This is a genomic window from Pseudomonas sp. GW822-FHT07A10 (assembly GCF_058798795.1).
The window spans coordinates 256,912-274,612 of sequence record NZ_JBXAKV010000007.1; the positions used below are offsets into that span (position 1 = coordinate 256,912).

Consider the following 17,701-nt stretch of genomic DNA (forward strand, 5'->3'; position numbering starts at 1 on the left):
TTTACGCGTGGCAACAACAAACTACAGGATGGTTTTCAGGGCATGAGGCCAGCCTGAACGCGTTTTGCTCGATCGCCCACTGCATTCAGAGGTACGAATAGTGGCACGTAACAGCAATGCTGAACCCGTACTACGCAACCTGTTTTGCTTCAACTTCTATCGTGGATGGCGAGGCATTTCTGAGTTCTATAGAAAGTACCTGCCTGAAGGTATATCCGCACAGCAGAGCTACCTTCTGGAGCTTTGCCAAACGGATAAGGGCATTCTGGTGGGAGATATTGCGCATCAGCTTGAAATAGACATCTCGGCAGTGTCCGGGCTGCTAAAGCGCATGGAGGGCAGCAGCCTGATCAGACGAGAAGTGCTACCGTCGAACCGACGTCAAACCTTAGTGTTCCTTACTCTTCAGGGGGAAGAGCTACGTAAGGAAGTCCATCAGTCGATGATGGTTGCTGATCGTTTGTTATCTGAAGCTATCCGAAAAGAGGACAAGCTTTCGCTGATCAGAGTGGTCGATCAGATCAGACACCTCATAGACGCTGAGTAAGCATTAAAATTCTGCTGAATCGTCCCTAGTTTCTAGACACCTCCATCCCTTAAATGAGGCCCATTAAGAGGTGCCATAAGCAACCCGCGTTATCCCGAAAAATTCAAAATCCAAGCGGTCGATACAATACATCAACGTCAGCCGCTCGGGCTCGGAGAGGGCATGCCGGCGGGCAAAAGCTAAGGGGGAGTCGGTAACCGCGTTGAACCCACTCCTTTTTTTTGAGTCCTGCGCCCCAGGCGTACGAGATGAAGATAGAGCCGCCATTCTCTGCTGTTGTCATGTGTCCTATCCGTTGGAGTGTCGGTTCGTGCAGGCAAGTCACCGTCTCACTGGGCTGGCCTGACTATCACGAGGTAAGCATCAATGAAGCGGACCCTACAGGGGATGATCGAAGCAGGCGAGCCTCTGATGTAGCAGGCTAGCGATGCCCTGAGCTGCTATCACAAAGCTGAAGCCGCGGGCAGCTCAAGCTAAACCGTGCCGCATGGTAGTGATCCGCCTGGACGGCAGCTTGTGGCCGATTTTTGCCTGTCGCCACTGGCAGCTATGAGCAGTTCACTGCCAATCACGGTTGGAGTGCAGTATTCCAATTGGTATTCCAACTAAAAATAAAAATAATTATAAATGTTATAAATCAACAACTTACAGAACCAATTCAAATTACCCCGGCCCACCACTTCAACGAAAAAAGACGTCCACGGACGTCTTTTTTTGTGCCTGAAATCCATCAATGAAATCTGGTTCGCCCCTCTTGTGCGAGCCTATCCTCAAGCATTAACAAAGCCCGTCTTGCGCGGGCCTTGTTGCATCTGGGGTTTTGTCTATCGCGTGCATGCTCAAGGCGCGGGGGCCAACGCCATATCAGCTCGCCCAACGCCCGGCACCTCGACGGGACTTGCACAGGCGACAAAATCCTCCTTGCGTAACAGCACCAGCGCAATCAACGACACCACCCCCGTGCCTATGTAAAAGTACCAGGGCGACGTAATGTCTCCGGTCACCTTGATCAGCCAGGTAGAAATCAACGGTGCGCTACCACCGAATACCGCCACCGGAATGTTGTACGCCACCGCGATACCGGTGGAGCGGATTCGGGTGGGCAACAACTCGCTCATTAATGCATAAGTCGACGAGGCATACAGGCCGAACAGGATGGCCACCGACATCAACGGGTAGATAAACGAAGCAGGCGTCGCCGTGGGGGCCGATTTGAAGAGCCAGTACATCGCCAGGGTGGCCAGGGTGCCGACCACCAACAGAAACGGCTTACGCCCGTTTCTATCCGTGAACGCACCGCCAAATGGCATGACGACTGCGGCCGATAAGCTGGCAACGAAGACGTAGAGCAAGGTCGTGCCGCTGTCGAACTTGAGAATGCTCGACATGTAGGTCGAGACAAAGGTCAGCACCAGATAGAAGATCGAGCTGTGCAGAGTAATGATGAAGAACACCAGGGCAATCGCCCGTTTCCACTGCCAGACTTCTCGCAGAGGCGCCTTGGAGGTTTCCCCCGCGCGCTGCAATGCCAGGAACTCGGGACTGTCTTCAAGCTTCAGGCGAATGTACATCGAGATCAGGCCCAGAGGCGCCGCAATCAAAAACGGAATGCGCCAACCCCAGGCTTGCATCAGGTCAGCGCCCATGACCCAAGTCATGCCGTTGGCCACGGCACCGCCCAGTAACAGTCCGAGCACCGCCGTTACCATCAACCAGCATGTGGCGAAGCCGCGTCGCCCAGGCCCGGCGTACTCGGAGATGAAGCTGGTGATGGTGCCGATTTCGCCGCCGGCCGAGAAGCCCTGTACACAGCGGATCAACACCAGAATGATCGGCGCTGCAATCCCTATCGAGGCATAGGTCGGCAGCAACCCCAGCAAGAAGGTCGAACCGGCCATCATCACCAGTACGGTGATCAGGGTTTTGCGCCGACCGATCTTGTCCGCCAGCGGACCGAAGAACAGCCCTCCCAGAGGCCGGATGAAAAAGCTCAAGGCAAAAGCCGCAAAACTGGCGAGCAGGCTGGTAGTCGGGTCATCAGAGACGAAGAACGCCTTGCCGATATAGACGGCGAGAAAACCATAGACGCCGTAGTCGTACCACTCGATCAGGTGGCCGGACGTTGCACCGATAAACGCCCGACGCCGTTGCCGGGCCGGGTTTTTCTGTTGAATGCCCACGTGAGGGACTCCTGTCTGATTTTATCCATGGGAAACACAACTCAGGGAACTGCAGTGCCGTTCGCGACCTCCTTCAACCAGAGGCGCAGCTCGGTCTTGAGGATCTTGCCGTAACTGTTCTTGGGCAGCTCCGTGCAAAATACGTACTTCTTCGGTTTTTTGAATGACGCCATGCGTTCGACGAACCATGCGTTGAGCAAAGATTCATCGAGCGATCCTGCTGTACGGGGAACGACGAACGCTACCACCATTTCCCCCCACTGCACATCTGGCTCGCCAACCACACAGACTTCAAATACTTCCGGGTGCTGCGACAACACCTCTTCTACTTCCCGAGGGTACACATTGCAGCCGCCGGAAATGATCACATCCTTGGAGCGATCGGTGAGCGTCAGATAACCCGCGTGATCAAGAAAGCCAATGTCGCCGGTTAACAGCCAGCCATCCACCAAGGTCTGGCGAGTCGCCGCGTCGTTGCGCCAGTAGCCTTGCATGACGGTGGGACCACGCACGGCGATTTCCCCTGACTGGCCGGGAGGCAACGGCCGGTGCTCAGGGTTCAGAATCCTGATCTCCATACACGAATGTGCCCGCCCCACGGAAGCTGCCAGAGACGCCCAGTCGGGACGGTTTCGATCCGCGATCAACTCACGCGACAACGCGCTGATCGTCATCGGGCTCTCCCCCTGACCATAGATCTGCACCAGCCGCGCGCCAAAGGTCTCGACCGCTTCTTGCAGATCCTTCAGGTACATCGGCGCGCCGCCGTAGACAATGGTTTTGATCCCGTCGCCGCCGTAGCCTTGGCGCCGAGCCTGTTCAACCATGCGCTTGACCATGGTTGGCGCGGCGAACAACATGAGATCGCCCAGCCCGCTCGCCAGCTCGAACAGCTCGTCGGCCTTGAAACCACGGGATTCGGGGACAACATGGCGAGCCCCGCAACGCACATGGATAAAGTTGTAGAGGCCGGCGCCATGGGACATCGGGGCCGCGTACACCACTGCATCATCCGGACTGACCGGATCAACGTCGAGCGGATAACACAGCGACATGGCCGTCAGGTTGCCGTGGGATAGCATCACCCCCTTGGATCGCCCGGTGGTGCCGGAGGTGTAGAACAGCCAGGCAAGGTCATCGGCATCACGAGAGCAAGGATCTTCCAACGTCGTCGCATCGAACGAAGCACACACCACACTGTCCGCTTCATTCAGTTCACGACAGCCCTGCGGCAACATCTCGGGCGGGAACACCTTACCGCCCTCGGTGAAGATCAGACGGGCTTGCGCATCGTTGGCGATCCAGCCAGCTTCAACAGGGTGCAGCTTGCAGTTGATCGGCACCGCGACCGCGCCAATCCACCAGATGCAATAGAGTAATTCGAGGTATTCGCAACTGTTCTTCATGAACAGTGCCACACGGTCGCCGGGCGCAATGCCGTGCTCGCCTATGAGCTGCGCGGCACGACTACGGACATGAGCGGCAAACGTGGCGTAGTCGGCGACTTGCCGCTGCCCCTCAAATAACGCAGGACGTTCTGGCCAGCGTCGGCCGGCGTCGTTCAGCCAGTTGGCAATGTTCATGCTCAAGCCCTGTGAGCCTGAAGCACCGAGGCATAATTGGCGACCGCCATGCCACCCATATTGAACAACAGACCGAACTCGGGGTTCGGCACGGCCAGGCCGACAGGCTCGCCCGTCAACTGCCAAAAGGCCATAGCGTGCATCGATACCCCCGTGGCGCCCACTGGATGCCCCTTGGCCTTGAGCCCGCCAGACAGGTTCACCGGCAAACGCCCGCCCGCCCGCACAGTACCGTCATCCAGCGCTCGGTGCCCCTCGCCTTTGGGGGCCAGGCCCATGGCTTCGTAGATCAGCAGTTCGGCAATGGTGAAACAGTCATGGACCTCGGCAAAACTCAGATCGCCCAAGGTGACATTAGCCCCGCGCAAAGCCGAATGGATCGCACGCCGAGGACCTTCAAACGCGATGATGTCACGCTGGGCAATCGGCAGGAAATCGTTGACTTGAGCCACCGAGCGAATCAGCACCTCACGGCGAAACTGGCTGGCTCGCCTGGACGAGGCCAGCACAATGGCAGCAGCCCCATCGCTGATCAGTGAACAGTCGGTCAGACGCAGCGCCTGCGCCACATACGGATTGGTTTTGGACACATTGTTGCAATGTTCGAAATCCATGACCCGGTGCATCTGCGCCAAGGGATTGGCCATGGCGTTGGAGTGGTTTTTGGTGGCGATGGCGGCCATCGATGCCATCGGGCACTGGTAGCGGTCACGGTACTGTTGCGCAGCCAGGCCGAACAACTGCGGAAAACTGAGCCCGGCCTCTTGGGCGTCGTTCTGATAACCGGCACCGGCCAGTGCCTTGGTGACCTCGGCTGTAGAGTTGGAAGTCATCTTCTCGGCGCCCACGATCAACACCAGCTCAGCAGAGCCTGAGAGGATCGCATTGATCCCCGCGTGAATCGCCGCCGAGCCCGAGGCGCAGGCGTTTTCACAACGGGTGGCAGGCTTGAAGCGCAAGCCTGCGTCGGCTTGCAGCATCAATGAAGCGGGAAAACCATCCGCAACCATCCCCGAATTGAAATGCCCGAGGAACAGGGCGTCGATTTCTGAGGCGTCGATGGCGGCATCCGCCAGGGCTTCGCGGGTAACCTGCACGATAAGGTCTTCCAGCGTAGAACCGTCCAGACGACCAAAACGGGAGTGAGCGGCAGCGACGATGGAAACGGAATGGGGCATGGTGATTTTCTTCTGTGCGTGGATCAGGTATTCATTACAATGACCTACCGCCCGGATCACTCGCTAGTTCGTACAACTACGTACTCGCATAAGTAACCGCACTGACCCACGGTATCGTTAGTAAGGGATTGTTAGTCAAGGCAGGATGCCCAATGACCGTCTTCGCAAAGCAACTCAAAGACCTTGAACGTCTGGCGTTCCAGGTGTCACCCGCCCCGCAGCTCATCACCGGCAACCGCGTGATGCTCGACTGCAACGAGGCATTTCTGGAGCTGTTCGGTTACGCTCGCGAGGAGCTTCTGGGTCATCTGACCCTGCTGATCTACCCCTCCCAGGCGGACTACAAGGCCATTGGCAACCGCAGCCAGAACTGGTTGCTCAACAGCCAGAGCGGCTCCTACTCCGATGAACGCTTCATGCAACATAAAAACGGCGAGGTGTTCTGGGCCAGGTCCCACGGCTATACCCTGACTCTGGACGATCCGTTCAAACTGATGGTCTGGCACTTCGAACGCATGGACCGACCGCACTACGCGACGGTAAACCTCACGCCCCGCGAACGAGAAATCTCGATGCACATCGTCAATGGACTGACCTGCAAGGAAGTGGCAAAAAAACTGGCGATTTCCCACAGAACCGTGGAAGTCCATCGCGCACGCCTAATGAGAAAGCTACAGGCCAAGAACAGCGCGGAGCTGGTTTCGAAGATTATTGTTGTGAGTTGACGGGCAAGTAATAGAGAGAAGTTCTTTGCCTGACAGATTCGTACTCACCGTCCTAGGAAATTTCCCGCAACCCGTAGCGGCTTCCATGAACTGACCACCGATCTGGCTGACCATCTCGAAGGCTCGCATCGCAACGTGGCCTTGGCGATGCAACAACTGGCGGTGCTGGCCGAGATGTTGATCAATCGAGCGCTGGATAATCTCGACTCGCCCCTGCCGGCGGCCGAGCCCGTCTGCCACTGAGCAATCGCGCTCGTTGATCGAATGGAGGTTTTGTCATGGATCGATACATGCCGATCACCGGCATCGACTGCACTATCGCGTCGCTGCTGATCGACACCGAAGCGCCGCTGGATGTGCTGCATGAAACGGCGGCTTACCGCATCCGCACGGCGACTCAGTTGCTGGAGAGTTTCGCTGTGAACGAAGGCGTTTACAGCGAGCTGGCGCGGGTGTTGGTGACTTCGTTGCGTGATGGTTGCGATTTGCTGGATGTGGTGGGGCGGCGGTTGCAGAGGCAGGTTTCAGCGTCTTAACGAATCCGGCACAGGACATCGTTGCCGCGCCCCAACGCAAAAAGGCACCTGACGAGCCTATCGCAGGTGCCTTTTTTGTGGATTCGATTCAATGCGCTATCGATGCATGACGAGTATCGTGTTGCTCAACCATGCCTTTTGCTACGGAACAGATGATGAACAAAAGCGTTTTATACGCCTTGGGTGCTGCAGCGCTGTTTGGTGCCAGTACACCGCTTGCCAAGGTCCTGGGGCTGAACGTTTCACCCGTCTTGCTCGCCGGTTTGCTTTACCTGGGAAGTGGCTTGGGTCTCACGGTCACCCGGCTGATCCGTGATCGCGGCTGGCAGCCTGTCGGTTTAACCATTTCCGAATGGCCATGGCTCATTGGCGCTATCGCGTTCGGCGGCGTGTTGGGGCCGGTGTCTTTAATGTTTGGCCTTACCCTCACATCAGCTACCACTGCTTCGCTGTTGCTAAACCTTGAGGCGGTGTTGACCGCCCTGCTTGCCTGGATGGTGTTCAAGGAGAACGCCGACCGGCGGATCGTCGCTGGAATGATCGCAATCGTTGCCGGTGGCGTGCTCTTGGGTTGGCCTCAAACTTCCGCAGGGATCCATGGTTGGGTTGGCCCGGTCGCCGTGGCGATTGCCTGTTTCTGTTGGGCCATCGATAACAACCTTACCCGGAAGGTTTCCGCATCGGATGCATTGTTCATCGCTGGCATCAAAGGATTGGTCGCCGGGGTCGTCAACTGCGCTTTGGGGATAGCTCTTGGCATGCATCTCCCTGAATTGTCTCTATTGGGGCCAACGCTACTGGTAGGCTTTTTGGGCTACGGCGTTAGCCTGGTGCTATTCGTTTTGGCTTTGCGGGGGCTTGGCACCGCGCGCACAGGTGCGTACTTCTCTACTGCACCGTTCCTGGGGGCCGCTATTTCGATCCTGTTGTTAGGCGAAGCGGTGACGTGGGTGTTTTGGGTGGCTGCCGGCCTGATGGGGGTTGGCGTCTGGATACACCTGACCGAAAGCCATTCTCACGAGCACCAACACGATCCGCAAACACATGACCATCCGCATATTCACGATGAACACCATCAACATGAACATGCCTTTGAGTGGGACGGCACTGAACCTCATAGCCATTTACACGACCACGCTCCCATCAAACACAGTCATCCGCACTTTCCCGATATCCATCACAGGCACCAACACTGAGCGGCTGAGACGGCACGGCGGTTGCTCAGGGTAGTGAAAAAGGATTTCTCTGACAGATTAGAACCACGTCATCCTGGGAATTTTCCTGCAACCCGTAGCGACTGTCATGAACTGGCGAACAACATTTCTGGAAGATAATCTTCACCCTTCGCTGCGACCCTGCGGATGGTTTTAACAAGCCGAAATTACGTAAGGATCCCCAAACCAATGGAACGCCCTTATGAAAAAGATCACCCGAATCCCACTGAAAAATACGGCCACTTCACAGCCTGAAACTCTCGACCCAACCCAACAGCCCAAAACCACCGAGCGCGCTGTCAGCGCCCGCCGGCGCAACGTGAACAGGAACATCTTCAGCGTCCGCCCCGACGTCGACATGCCCACCCTGCTCGCTCACGCCAGCGAAACCCTGGCGTCCCTCAACGTCATGACGCTGGACTTTGCCGACCGACTCGAAGGCCCACAACGCAATGTGGCACTGGCGCTTCAGCAGTTGACGATGCTGACCGAGCTTTTGGTCAACCGAGCGAAGGATAACCTTGATCCGAACGCGTCGGTGGCCATGGGCGAGCCTCCCGTTCTTCACTGAGTGATCGCGCTCGTTGATCGAATGCCGCTCCCCCAACACAAAAAGGCACCTTACGAGAATATCGCAGGTGCCTTTTTTGGGCTTTGAATGGGTAGAGATGTTCTGTATACGTGACAATTGAAGCTGAATGTTACTTATACGAGACAATGCAGTTTCATTTCATACCTTTGGTGAAGCTACGAACGACTGAAGCCATCTATCCACATGAATTTTTCTTCACCCCATCGCCTCCCTCCAACCTGTACATTTCCCTCGCTCATTCAAGAAACTACGGTTTGCCCGCCCTCCCGCGGGCTTTTTTTTGCCTGCGATTTGGTTAGCGGTCGGTTCCAGTGACTGCTCCATCATCATTTCAACCGATACAAATACGTATCCTGCGCCTCATGCGGCTGCAAACAAGGCCTCTGATAACACCGTCTGATCAAGCCAAACCCGGCCGCTTCGGCCAGCCGCTGGCTCGCCATATTGGCCGAGGCAATGGTCAGGTAAAACGTGAATCCGGGCATGCTTTTGATCAACGCTTCAAGCGCCGTGCGCATATAGCCTTTGCCCGAATACTCGGTATTGACCCAGTAGCCGAGCACATACCGGTTACGGCGCCGGGGCTTCAAGCCAATGCAACCGATGATCGCGTGCGCGGTATCGTCGACGATAAACAGCCGCCGCTCACCGGTTTCGCTTTTGAATTCATCGACTGCCCGCGCGAGGAACGATCGAGCCTCGTCCTCGGTGGTGTAGGGTTTGGCCCAGGGCAGAAATTTGGAGTGGACTGTAAAACTGGCGTTCAGCGCATGCTGCAACGCTTTACACCATTCGGGGTCGAGGGCGCTCAATCTCAATGTGTGAGTGCCAACTGTCAGCGCAAGCTCCATTGCATCATCCTTAACGACAAACTCCACGACGTCAGACAATAACAGCGCCTGGAAGGACGCTGCTACTCAGATCACCCCCGTCAATGCTGCCCCAACGTCACCCGTCACCTCTCGCTGGCCGTTCATGTTTCGTTAAGCATTCAACTCGTATGCTTGGGGTTCCCGGTCCCCTGCTCGGTTAGCCAGAAACTCATGTCACGCCCCGTCTCTTCACTGTTTCTGCTCGCCGTCCTGCTGTTTTTCTTCGCGCTAAGCAATCACCAATTACAAGGTTCCACGGAGGCCCGGGTCGCCGGAATTGCCATGGAGATGCACCTGGATAACGACTGGGTGACCCCGCATTTGTTCGGCGAGCCATTTCTTGAAAAACCGCCCTTGAGCTTGTGGCTCGACGCCGGGGCGATTCGCGCATTCGGTGGTACGCCGTGGGCGGTGCGACTGACGTCCGCGTTTGCCGGGCTGTTCAGTGTGATGCTGTTGTACACGATGCTGCGGCGATTCAACCGGCCCAAGGTTGTTGCCTGGACGGCGGGGATTTTGCTGGCGACCATGGCCAGTTATTGGAGTAATACGCGCAGCGTCGGCGAAGACGCATTACTGGCCTTCGGCGTGAGTATGGCGCTGCTGGCGTTTTTTCATGGTCAACGGCACTCGACCGTCGGCAATGCCCTGCTGTTTGCTTCAGGAATCGCTATCGCGACCTTGAGCAAAGGCGTGCTGGGGCTGGCGATGCCGGGGGTGGTGATCTTCGCGTATCTGCTGGCCGAAACCTTGATGGACAAGCGCCTGAAGCCCTCGGACTGGCTGCGCCCCGGCCTGTTGACACTGTTGGGATTGGTGCCGCTGATGATCTGGCTCGCGGTGCTGTATCAGCGCGATGGTGTGCATGCCGTGGGGGAAGTGTTGCTGACCAATAGCGTCGGGCGCTTCAGCGGCTCCTTCGTCGAGGCCGGCCATTACGAGCCGTTCTACTACTATCTGGCCAAGCTGCCGGAGGCCTTCGCGCCCTGGAACATTCTGGTGTACCTGGGGCTGTGGCACTTTCGCAAAAGCCTGATGGCCAATCGTTACCTGTTGTTTTTCACGGTGTGGCTGCTGGCGCAGTTCGTCATGCTGACCCTGGCGTCGAGCAAACGCACGGTATACATGATGTCCATGACGCCGGCAGCGGCGGTGATTGCCGCAGAATATGCGAGCGTGCTGTTCGAGCGACTTCAAGCCTACACCGGTGCGTCGACCTTGCCGGGGCTGATTGTCCGGCATCGTCGTGGTGTAGGTGTTGGTGTACTAGCCTTGGTGATCGGCAGCTACGTCGCTGCGGCTCAATGGGCATTGCCTCACGCTGATCGCACACTGTCCTTCCTGCCGCTGACTGAACAGATTCAGGCATTTCAGGACAGCGGGCAGCAGGTCGCGTTGTTTCAGGCCAACGAGCGGGTGGGCGGCGCCAGTGTGTTCTACACCCGGCGCGTACTCAAAGGCCTGGATACCGAGGCGCAATTGCATGACTTTTTGAGTGCCTCACCGGCTAATGTGGCACTCATGTCTGGTGTAAATGAACCCGCCGCGCCCTTAAAGGTGATCAAGACAATGAAGGTGGGGCGTCAGGCTTACTACTTTGTGACCCTGTAAACGGCTCGGCGACGGGTACCGCAGCCTTCTGCAGCAACGGCAGTTCCAGCCGCGCCCGCCCATAGAACGCCAATGCCGTCAGCAAACACGTCAGCCACACGAAGATCCCGGACCAGAAGGTGTGGGACATGTAGTGCCAGCCTTGCAGGACTCGTGTCGTGCCATAGACGAAACCGAGCAGCAGCGAGCCGTACATCACCGCTTTGGCGTGCCGCCAGCGGTAGCGGCGAGCCACGAAGTACAGCGCGAGCATGGTGAAGCCACCCGACGCATGCCCACCCGGCCAGCAGCGACCGTCACCGGCTTCTTTCAGCAGGTCAAAATTCTGGTACCACTCCTTGTGCTCGATTTTCCCGGCGTACTGAGTGGTTTCAACCGGGCAATACACACTGGTGTGGCTCTTGAGGTAGTGGATAACACCGGTGCTGATGGAAAACGCGAACACCACATACAGGAAGTCCCGGCGGTGTTTACTGGCGAACCGAAGCACGGGCGCGACTTTGATTTTTTCCAGGAAGGCGATGATCTTCGAATGTTTCTCAGCCTTCAATCGCGGCCAGAGAAACGACAGCAAGGCGCCGATGATCGCGACCTCACCGGTCCAGTTCGGGATGATTCGCGCCCATTTATGGGTGATTTTCTCGAAGAGACGGACATGGTCCAACGGAAACAGCCGGGTTGCCGGGTCATAAAAAAGATCGCTGAAAGCGATGTCGATTTTGGTCATGTCAAACATCAGGAACACCGCGACCGCGCAGGCCAGCGGAATACCAAAGTTCACCCAGTAAAAGCGGTAACGGGAAGAAGTCAGCATCGTACGTCCAGATCCAGAGGGATGAAGAAGAAGCTCACTCGGTGGTTACCGAGTGCCAGTCAGAGGCTTCGATGGAACCAAGCATGCGAGGTTCCTGAGGTTTTTCAGCGGAGATAAACAGAGAAGCACCATAGCCTAGAGTAACAGTCGGCAGCTTGAGATCTTTTTCCAGTTGATCCATGCACTCGCTGTGAGTCACCAGAATCAGGTTGCGCCCGGCTACTTTGTGCGCCAGGGCATCGCGCAACATGCTGCCTCTGCAGTTGATCAACCAGTCTTCGCCGACGCCGACCTTGTTGAACATATAACTGGAGGTCTGTACCGCACGGATGATCGGACTGTTGTAGATATCGGCCTTGTTCAGGCCCAGATGTTCAAACTGTGCACCGACCCCCACCGCCACGCTACGCGAGCGATCCGTAATGCCATCATTGCCAATCAGACAGGCGGCGGTGGAGTGATCGCAACGCTCAACGTGACGCACCAGCACGATCATGTCGCCCTTGGCCCAACCCGCAGCCAGCGCACGGGCACCCGCCACATTGCCATGGGCCAGATCGGGCACAGCCGCAGGCCGCAACAGCCACACGGTCAGCGGGATCACCAGCAACAGCGAAGCCACGATGACCACAGCGTTTCGATAACGGGCCAAACGGCTCAGATCGATCGAGCGTTTTATCCCGAACAGACTCAGTCTCAATTCCACGTTTAGCCGCCTCGCCGGCATGCATCACAATCATACAAAGCCACCAGAGTAGAGAGTCTTGCGTCGGCTGCTGGTGAAACCCATGTGAAAAAAAGCTTAAGACCTGCGTAAAAATCTTGTTACAGAATCCATCCGACAAAATCCTTTCAGCTCCCGGGATTGCGGCCGATACATACCTGCTACACACCTTGCTGGCTCCCAAAAACAAAAATCTTCCAGCCAACCGACGATCAAAAGCGCAACGTTCCTGGAGGAATTTGATGAATAGCTGGTTCGGCAACATCAGCGTGAACCTGAAATTGGGCCTGGGATTCGGCCTGGTCCTGGCACTGACCTGCATCCTCGCCCTGACCGGCTGGACCAGCCTGGGCGGGTTGATTGACCGCAGCAACTGGATGAGCGACATCACTCAGCTCAATGCCGGCCTGACCAAGCTGCGCGTGGTTCGCCTGCAATACATGCTGACCAACGGCGACGAAACCGCCGCACAGAATGTGCAAACCACCCTGGACAGTTTTGTTGCTCAGCAAACCGCTCTGCTGGGCAGCTTCAAAAACCCTGAAAACGTCAAAATGCTCAAAGAGCAGGCCGCGACCATCGCCGCTTATCAGACGTCGCTGAACAAAATGCGCAGCGCCTACCGCACCGGCAACAGCGCCCGCGAAGCCATGGCAGCCAACGCCGAAACCGCTAGCAAGCTGATCGATGCGATCAATATCCGTGTGCAGCAAATGCCCTTGAGCGATCAGCGCTTCGAACAGTTCCTGGCCATCACCGCCGCCAAGGAAGCGTTCATTCTTGCCCGCTATGAAGTGCGCGGCTACACCGCCAACACCAATGCCGAGACCGAGCAGAAAGCCGTTTCCCAACTGGATGCGGCCATCGCCAGCCTGAAATCACTGAACACACATTTCGCCGAAACCCAACAAGACGCGCTGCGTCAGTTGGAAGCCGCCCTGAGCAACTACCGCAGTGCCTTGCAAGCCTATAAAGCCGCCAATAGCGATGCGGTGCAGGCGCGTAAGGAAATGACCGATCAGGGCGCCGCCATCGTGACCCTGAGCGATAAGCTGTATCAATTCCAGCTCGACCGCCGTGATGCCGAAAGCGCCCAGGCCCGCACACTGCAATTGATCAGCACCTTGCTGGCGTTGCTGGTGGGCATCATCGCCGCCGTGGTCATCACCCGTCAGATCACCGGTCCGTTGCGCGATACCCTTAAAGTGGTCGAACGCATCGCCGGTGGTGACTTGTCTCAAGACATCAAAGTCACCCGCCGCGACGAGCTCGGCGTGTTGCAGCAAGGCATTGCGCGCATGGGCGTGACCCTGCGGGACTTGATCAGTGGCATCCGTGACGGCGTCACTCAGATCGCCAGCGCCGCCGAAGAACTGTCGGCCGTGACCGAGCAGACCAGCGCCGGTGTGAACAGCCAAAAAGTGGAAACCGATCAGGTCGCCACCGCCATGCACGAAATGACGGCCACCGTGCAGGAAGTCGCGCGCAACGCCGAAGAAGCCTCCCAAGCCGCAGCCGCCGCTGACGGTGAAGCTCGCGAAGGTGACAAAGTGGTCAACGAAGCCATCGCCCAGATCGAGCGCCTGGCCAGCGAAGTGGTGCGCTCCACTGAAGCGATGAGCGTACTGCAGCAGGAAAGCGACAAAATCGGCAGCGTCATGGATGTGATCAAAGCCGTGGCCGAACAGACCAACCTGCTGGCCCTCAACGCCGCCATCGAAGCGGCCCGTGCCGGTGAGGCTGGTCGTGGTTTTGCGGTGGTGGCTGACGAAGTTCGTGGCCTGGCCCAGCGCACACAGAAATCCACCGAGGAAATCGAAGGCCTGGTGGCCGGCTTGCAGAACGGCACTCAACAAGTGGCGGCGGTGATGAACAACAGCCGTACCCTGACCGACAGCAGCGTGGCGCTGACTCGCAAGGCCGGCGTATCACTGGAAAACATCACCCGCACGGTGTCCAACATTCAGTCAATGAACCAGCAGATCGCTGCCGCCGCCGAGCAACAAAGCGCCGTGGCCGAAGAGATCAGCCGCAGCATCATCAACGTACGCGACGTGTCCGAACAGACCGCCACCGCCAGCGACGAAACCGCTGCGTCCAGTGTTGAACTGGCGCGGTTGGGCAATCAGTTACAGATGATGGTGAGTCACTTCCGGGTTTGATATTCACTTTGCGGTGAATGATAAATCGCCTTCTCGGGCAAGCCTCGCTTCTACAGGTTCAGTGAGTAACCTGTACAAGGAGCGAGGCTTGCCCGCGAAGGCTATCTAACGCTTAGACACTAATCGCATTGGTAAACACCAACCGATTGCCAAACGGATCGGCCACGGTCATGTCCTGACTGCCCCACGGCATCGCCTGGATTTGTGGGTGCGCAAACTTATATTCCTTGGCCAGCAATTGCTGCTGGAACGCCTCCAGCTCATCGGTCTCGATGCGCAGGGCCGAGCCCGGTGTCGCGTCGCCATGGTGTTCGGAGAGGTGCAGCACGCACTCGCCACGGGAGATTTGCAGGTACAGCGGGAGGTTCGCCTCGAAGCGGTGCTGCCAATCAATCTTGAACCCCAGGAACTCGACGTAGAACTCCAAAGCCTTGGTTTCATCGAAAATCCGCAGGATCGGGGTGGTTTTGCCGAAACTCATGGGGTAACTCCCTGACTGAATGAGCCCAGTGTAGCTGGGCTGGATGTCAGCGCTTCGGCTTGGCGACGGCTTTCTTTAACTGCAATGTGCCACCATGAGACCTGGATCAAAAGATCGTCCGAACGCGGCCCGAACCTTCGGCAGCTTCTACGAAGGCGCGATCAATGAAACCCTTTACGCAAATCCCCCTCTCGCGCCAGAAATCGCCCTTCCCTTCTGCCGTTCGCCTGCCCGTCGCGATAACTCAAGGCACCATTGATCCATACGCCATCAATCCCTTGCGCCGCCCGTTGCGGATCGTTGAAGTCGGCCACATCGCGAATCGTCGCCGGATCGAACAACACCAGATCCGCCCAATATCCTTCACGAATCTCGCCACGTTCCTTCAAGCCAAAGCGTGCCGCCGACAACCCGGTCATCTTGTGCACGGCGGTGTGCAGCGGAAACAGGCCGACGTCGCGACTGAAATGTCCGAGCACTCGTGGGAAGGCGCCCCACAAGCGTGGATGCGGAAACGGGTCTTCCGGCAAACCGTCGGAGCCGATCATCGACAGCGGATGCGCGAGGATGCTTCGTACATCGGCCTCGTCCATGCCGTAATACACCGCCCCCGCCGGCTGCAGTCGGCGGGCTGCTTCTAGCAGCGCAGTGCCCCACTCGGCAGCAATGTCCATCAGATCCCGCCCCCCCATTTCCGGGTGCGGCGTGGACCAGGTGATGGTGATGCGATGGGCGTCGGTGACTTGCTTGAGGTCCAGCGTCGAAGAACTCGCCGCGTAGGGATAACAATCGCACGCCACCGGGTGGGTTTTCGCGGCGTGTTCGAGGGACGCCAGCAATTGCGGACTACGGCCCCAGTTACCGGCTCCGGCACATTTGAGGTGGGAAATGATCACCGGCGACTGTGCGTGGCGTCCGATGCGGAACGCCTCGTCCATGGCCTCCAGCACCGGTTCGAACTCACTGCGTAAATGGGTGGTGTAGACCGCGCCGAATGCCGTCAACTCTTCGGTCAACTGCATTACCTCATCAGTGGATGCCGAGAAGGCGCTGGCGTAGGCCAGGCCTGTGGATAAACCCAAGGCACCGGCCTCAAGACTGTCGCGCAGTTGCTCGCGCATCGCGCTGATTTCAGCGTCGGTCGCGGTGCGATACAGATCATCCAGGTGATTGCTGCGCAACGCGGTGTGCCCCACCAGCGCAGCTACGTTCAGCGTGGTATTGGCCGCTTCGACGGCGGCGCGATAGTCGCTGAAGCGCGGATACACAAACGCCGCGGCGGTGCCGAGCAGGTTCATCGGGTCCGGCGGATCACCGCGCAAACTCACCGGCGACGCGCTGATCCCGCAATTGCCGACAATCACCGTGGTCACGCCCTGGCTGAGTTTGGGCAGCATCTGTGGCTGGCGAATCACCACCGTATCGTCGTGGGTATGCACATCGATGAAACCCGGCGCCAACACTCGGCCAGCGGCCTCGATTTCTTCGATGGCGCGAGCGTCGTGCAAGTCGCCGATTCGCTCGATGCGGCCATTCAGAATCGCCACGTCAGCGGGGTAACCGGGGGTGTTGCTGCCATCGATAATCAGCGCATTGCGGATCAGCGTGTCGTACGTCATGTCAGTCTCCCAGCGGCAAGTGATCGTCGCCGCCGCGGTAGTCGTCCAGGGCCAGTTTGATCCGCCGCAGACGTTCTTGATTGTCTTCAGGACTGGCCAACGCCAGCTCGGTGGCGAGCACATCGATGGCCAACAACATGCCGTAGCGCGCCGCCGTGGGTTTGTAGATAAAGGAAGTCTCGGCGCTTTGCAGCGGTAACAGCACATCGGCCAATTGCGCCAGCGGCGAGTCGGCGCGGGTGATGGCGAGAATGCGTGCGCCGTAGCTGCGCGCCAGCTCCACCGCTTCGAGCAGTTCGGGCGTGATGCCGGTCAGCGAGCAGGCGATGACCGCGTGTTCGGCGCCAAGGCTGGCGGCGGTGACGCGCATCATCACCGGGTCGTGACACGCCGCAATCGGGTAGCCGAGGCGCACCAGCCGCACTTGCAGTTCATCGCTGCACAGGGTCGAGCAGCCGCCCATGCCGAAGGCGTGAATCATCCGTGCCTTGCCCAACAGTTTCACCGCATCGGCGAAGCGCGACTCATCGAACGCCGCCAGGTGCTGGCGCAAAGTCGACTCGATATCGCCGACAATCTGCCCGTAGAACGCCGACTGTTCGGGCGTGCCCGCCGGGTCGAGAAAGCGGCTGCCGACGCCACTGGCCTGGGCCAGTTGCAGGCGCAAATCCCGCAGGTCGCGGCAACCGACTGTGCGGGCGAATCGCGACAGCGTGGCAGTGCTGACTTCCGCCCGCTGCGCCAGTTCATCGAGGCTGGCGGAGGCGGCAAATCCTACGTCGTCGAGCATCAGCCGGGCGATGCGTCCTTCACCGGCGCTGAAGGATTCCTGACGGGCGCGGATCTGATAGAGGATGTCCATG

16 protein-coding genes and 2 pseudogenes are annotated in these 17,701 nt (G+C 58.0%); 9 read left to right on the forward strand and 9 right to left on the reverse strand.

The genetic code is table 11. The features are described 5' to 3' along the window. Positions 1 to 100 precede the first annotated feature (100 nt). Positions 101 to 547: a MarR family winged helix-turn-helix transcriptional regulator gene (locus AC1RL4_RS14680; protein ID WP_158245522.1), complete on the forward strand. Its 447-nt coding sequence runs from the start codon at positions 101 to 103 to the stop codon at positions 545 to 547. 839 nt (positions 548 to 1,386) lie between these two features. Here the strand turns inward: AC1RL4_RS14680 and AC1RL4_RS14685 are convergent. Genes AC1RL4_RS14685 through AC1RL4_RS14695 form a run of 3 tightly spaced genes read right to left on the reverse strand, consistent with a single transcriptional unit; the run spans position 1,387 to position 5,488 of the window. Next, positions 1,387 to 2,727, reverse strand: coding sequence for an MFS transporter (locus AC1RL4_RS14685; protein ID WP_028939921.1), 1,341 nt, complete (start codon positions 2,725 to 2,727; stop codon positions 1,387 to 1,389). 41 nt (positions 2,728 to 2,768) lie between these two features. After that, a complete protein-coding gene (locus tag AC1RL4_RS14690; protein ID WP_019582639.1) occupies positions 2,769 to 4,310 on the reverse strand; it encodes a class I adenylate-forming enzyme family protein in 1,542 nt (513 codons plus the stop codon). 2 nt (positions 4,311 to 4,312) lie between these two features. Next, positions 4,313 to 5,488, reverse strand: coding sequence for an acetyl-CoA acetyltransferase (locus tag AC1RL4_RS14695; RefSeq protein ID WP_026331957.1), 1,176 nt, complete (start codon positions 5,486 to 5,488; stop codon positions 4,313 to 4,315). A 152-nt stretch (positions 5,489 to 5,640) separates the two neighbouring features. Between AC1RL4_RS14695 and AC1RL4_RS14700 the strand changes: the two genes are divergently transcribed. The 5 genes and pseudogenes from AC1RL4_RS14700 (at position 5,641) to AC1RL4_RS14720 (ending at position 8,534) form a co-directional block, all read left to right on the forward strand. Continuing rightward, positions 5,641 to 6,213, forward strand: coding sequence for a LuxR C-terminal-related transcriptional regulator (locus tag AC1RL4_RS14700; protein ID WP_019582637.1), 573 nt, complete (start codon positions 5,641 to 5,643; stop codon positions 6,211 to 6,213). 90 nt (positions 6,214 to 6,303) lie between these two features. Continuing rightward, positions 6,304 to 6,456 (forward strand): annotated as a pseudogene (locus tag AC1RL4_RS14705) (DUF6124 family protein); the annotation flags it as partial. 35 nt (positions 6,457 to 6,491) lie between these two features. After that, entirely contained in the window at positions 6,492 to 6,749 is a 258-nt protein-coding gene (locus tag AC1RL4_RS14710; RefSeq protein ID WP_230173794.1) for a hypothetical protein, read from the forward strand. A gap of 155 nt (positions 6,750 to 6,904) precedes the next feature. Next, positions 6,905 to 7,945 carry a DMT family transporter gene (locus AC1RL4_RS14715; protein WP_290371283.1) on the forward strand — a complete coding sequence of 347 codons (1,041 nt, stop codon included), beginning with the start codon at positions 6,905 to 6,907 and terminating at the stop codon, positions 7,943 to 7,945. A gap of 220 nt (positions 7,946 to 8,165) precedes the next feature. Continuing rightward, positions 8,166 to 8,534: a DUF6124 family protein gene (locus AC1RL4_RS14720; RefSeq protein WP_230173792.1), complete on the forward strand. Its 369-nt coding sequence runs from the start codon at positions 8,166 to 8,168 to the stop codon at positions 8,532 to 8,534. Between the two features lie 347 nt (positions 8,535 to 8,881). Here AC1RL4_RS14720 and AC1RL4_RS14725 read toward each other — a convergent pair whose 3' ends face one another. After that, the gene (locus AC1RL4_RS14725; RefSeq protein ID WP_096481178.1) at positions 8,882 to 9,406 is read right to left on the reverse strand and encodes a GNAT family N-acetyltransferase; all 525 of its coding nucleotides are present in this window, start codon (positions 9,404 to 9,406) and stop codon (positions 8,882 to 8,884) included. Between the two features lie 192 nt (positions 9,407 to 9,598). On the opposite strand from AC1RL4_RS14725, the gene AC1RL4_RS14730 reads away from it, so the two are divergent. Beyond that, on the forward strand, positions 9,599 to 11,038 hold the full coding sequence (locus tag AC1RL4_RS14730) for an ArnT family glycosyltransferase (RefSeq protein ID WP_204125286.1): 1,440 nt from the start codon (positions 9,599 to 9,601) through the stop codon (positions 11,036 to 11,038). On the opposite strand, the gene AC1RL4_RS14735 is transcribed toward AC1RL4_RS14730, so the two are convergent. Continuing rightward, on the reverse strand, positions 10,989 to 11,852 hold the full coding sequence (locus AC1RL4_RS14735; protein ID WP_019582631.1) for a phosphatase PAP2 family protein: 864 nt from the start codon (positions 11,850 to 11,852) through the stop codon (positions 10,989 to 10,991). The two genes, AC1RL4_RS14730 and AC1RL4_RS14735, sit on opposite strands and share 50 nt — an antisense overlap. Positions 11,853 to 11,886: 34 nt before the next feature. Further along, the gene (pmrG, locus tag AC1RL4_RS14740) at positions 11,887 to 12,558 is read right to left on the reverse strand and encodes a lipopolysaccharide core heptose(II)-phosphate phosphatase PmrG (RefSeq protein WP_096481182.1); all 672 of its coding nucleotides are present in this window, start codon (positions 12,556 to 12,558) and stop codon (positions 11,887 to 11,889) included. 395 nt (positions 12,559 to 12,953) lie between these two features. Here pmrG and AC1RL4_RS14745 point away from each other — a divergent pair. Together AC1RL4_RS14745 and AC1RL4_RS14750 are read left to right on the forward strand one after the other, a co-directional pair. After that, positions 12,954 to 13,832 (forward strand): annotated as a pseudogene (locus tag AC1RL4_RS14745) (methyl-accepting chemotaxis protein); the annotation flags it as partial. A 201-nt stretch (positions 13,833 to 14,033) separates the two neighbouring features. Continuing rightward, positions 14,034 to 14,738 (forward strand): methyl-accepting chemotaxis protein, encoded by a 705-nt coding sequence (locus AC1RL4_RS14750; protein WP_404942391.1) that lies wholly within the window; start codon positions 14,034 to 14,036, stop codon positions 14,736 to 14,738. A gap of 112 nt (positions 14,739 to 14,850) precedes the next feature. Here the strand turns inward: AC1RL4_RS14750 and AC1RL4_RS14755 are convergent, their stop codons facing one another. The 3 genes from AC1RL4_RS14755 to AC1RL4_RS14765 form a co-directional block, all read right to left on the reverse strand. Then, positions 14,851 to 15,219 (reverse strand): glyoxalase superfamily protein, encoded by a 369-nt coding sequence (locus AC1RL4_RS14755; protein WP_018929431.1) that lies wholly within the window; start codon positions 15,217 to 15,219, stop codon positions 14,851 to 14,853. Between the two features lie 161 nt (positions 15,220 to 15,380). Next, on the reverse strand, positions 15,381 to 16,838 hold the full coding sequence (locus AC1RL4_RS14760; protein ID WP_019582628.1) for an N-acyl-D-amino-acid deacylase family protein: 1,458 nt from the start codon (positions 16,836 to 16,838) through the stop codon (positions 15,381 to 15,383). A gap of 1 nt (position 16,839) precedes the next feature. Further along, a complete protein-coding gene (locus AC1RL4_RS14765; RefSeq protein WP_230173790.1) occupies positions 16,840 to 17,700 on the reverse strand; it encodes a MurR/RpiR family transcriptional regulator in 861 nt (286 codons plus the stop codon). Position 17,701: the final 1 nt, after the last annotated feature.

What these genes read in the sequence shown, in the direction of transcription:
- AC1RL4_RS14690 (WP_019582639.1), bottom strand. Translation starts at nt 4,310, where the DNA reads ATGAACATTGCCAACTGGCTGAACGACGCCGGCCGACGCTGGCCAGAA.
- AC1RL4_RS14695 (WP_026331957.1), bottom strand. Translation starts at nt 5,488, where the DNA reads ATGCCCCATTCCGTTTCCATCGTCGCTGCCGCTCACTCCCGTTTTGGT.
- AC1RL4_RS14700 (WP_019582637.1), top strand. Translation starts at nt 5,641, where the DNA reads ATGACCGTCTTCGCAAAGCAACTCAAAGACCTTGAACGTCTGGCGTTC.
- AC1RL4_RS14710 (WP_230173794.1), top strand. Translation starts at nt 6,492, where the DNA reads ATGGATCGATACATGCCGATCACCGGCATCGACTGCACTATCGCGTCG.
- AC1RL4_RS14715 (WP_290371283.1), top strand. Translation starts at nt 6,905, where the DNA reads ATGAACAAAAGCGTTTTATACGCCTTGGGTGCTGCAGCGCTGTTTGGT.
- AC1RL4_RS14720 (WP_230173792.1), top strand. Translation starts at nt 8,166, where the DNA reads ATGAAAAAGATCACCCGAATCCCACTGAAAAATACGGCCACTTCACAG.
- AC1RL4_RS14725 (WP_096481178.1), bottom strand. Translation starts at nt 9,406, where the DNA reads ATGGAGCTTGCGCTGACAGTTGGCACTCACACATTGAGATTGAGCGCC.
- AC1RL4_RS14730 (WP_204125286.1), top strand. Translation starts at nt 9,599, where the DNA reads ATGTCACGCCCCGTCTCTTCACTGTTTCTGCTCGCCGTCCTGCTGTTT.
- AC1RL4_RS14735 (WP_019582631.1), bottom strand. Translation starts at nt 11,852, where the DNA reads ATGCTGACTTCTTCCCGTTACCGCTTTTACTGGGTGAACTTTGGTATT.
- AC1RL4_RS14750 (WP_404942391.1), top strand. Translation starts at nt 14,034, where the DNA reads ATGACGGCCACCGTGCAGGAAGTCGCGCGCAACGCCGAAGAAGCCTCC.
- AC1RL4_RS14755 (WP_018929431.1), bottom strand. Translation starts at nt 15,219, where the DNA reads ATGAGTTTCGGCAAAACCACCCCGATCCTGCGGATTTTCGATGAAACC.
- AC1RL4_RS14760 (WP_019582628.1), bottom strand. Translation starts at nt 16,838, where the DNA reads ATGACGTACGACACGCTGATCCGCAATGCGCTGATTATCGATGGCAGC.
- AC1RL4_RS14765 (WP_230173790.1), bottom strand. Translation starts at nt 17,700, where the DNA reads ATGGACATCCTCTATCAGATCCGCGCCCGTCAGGAATCCTTCAGCGCC.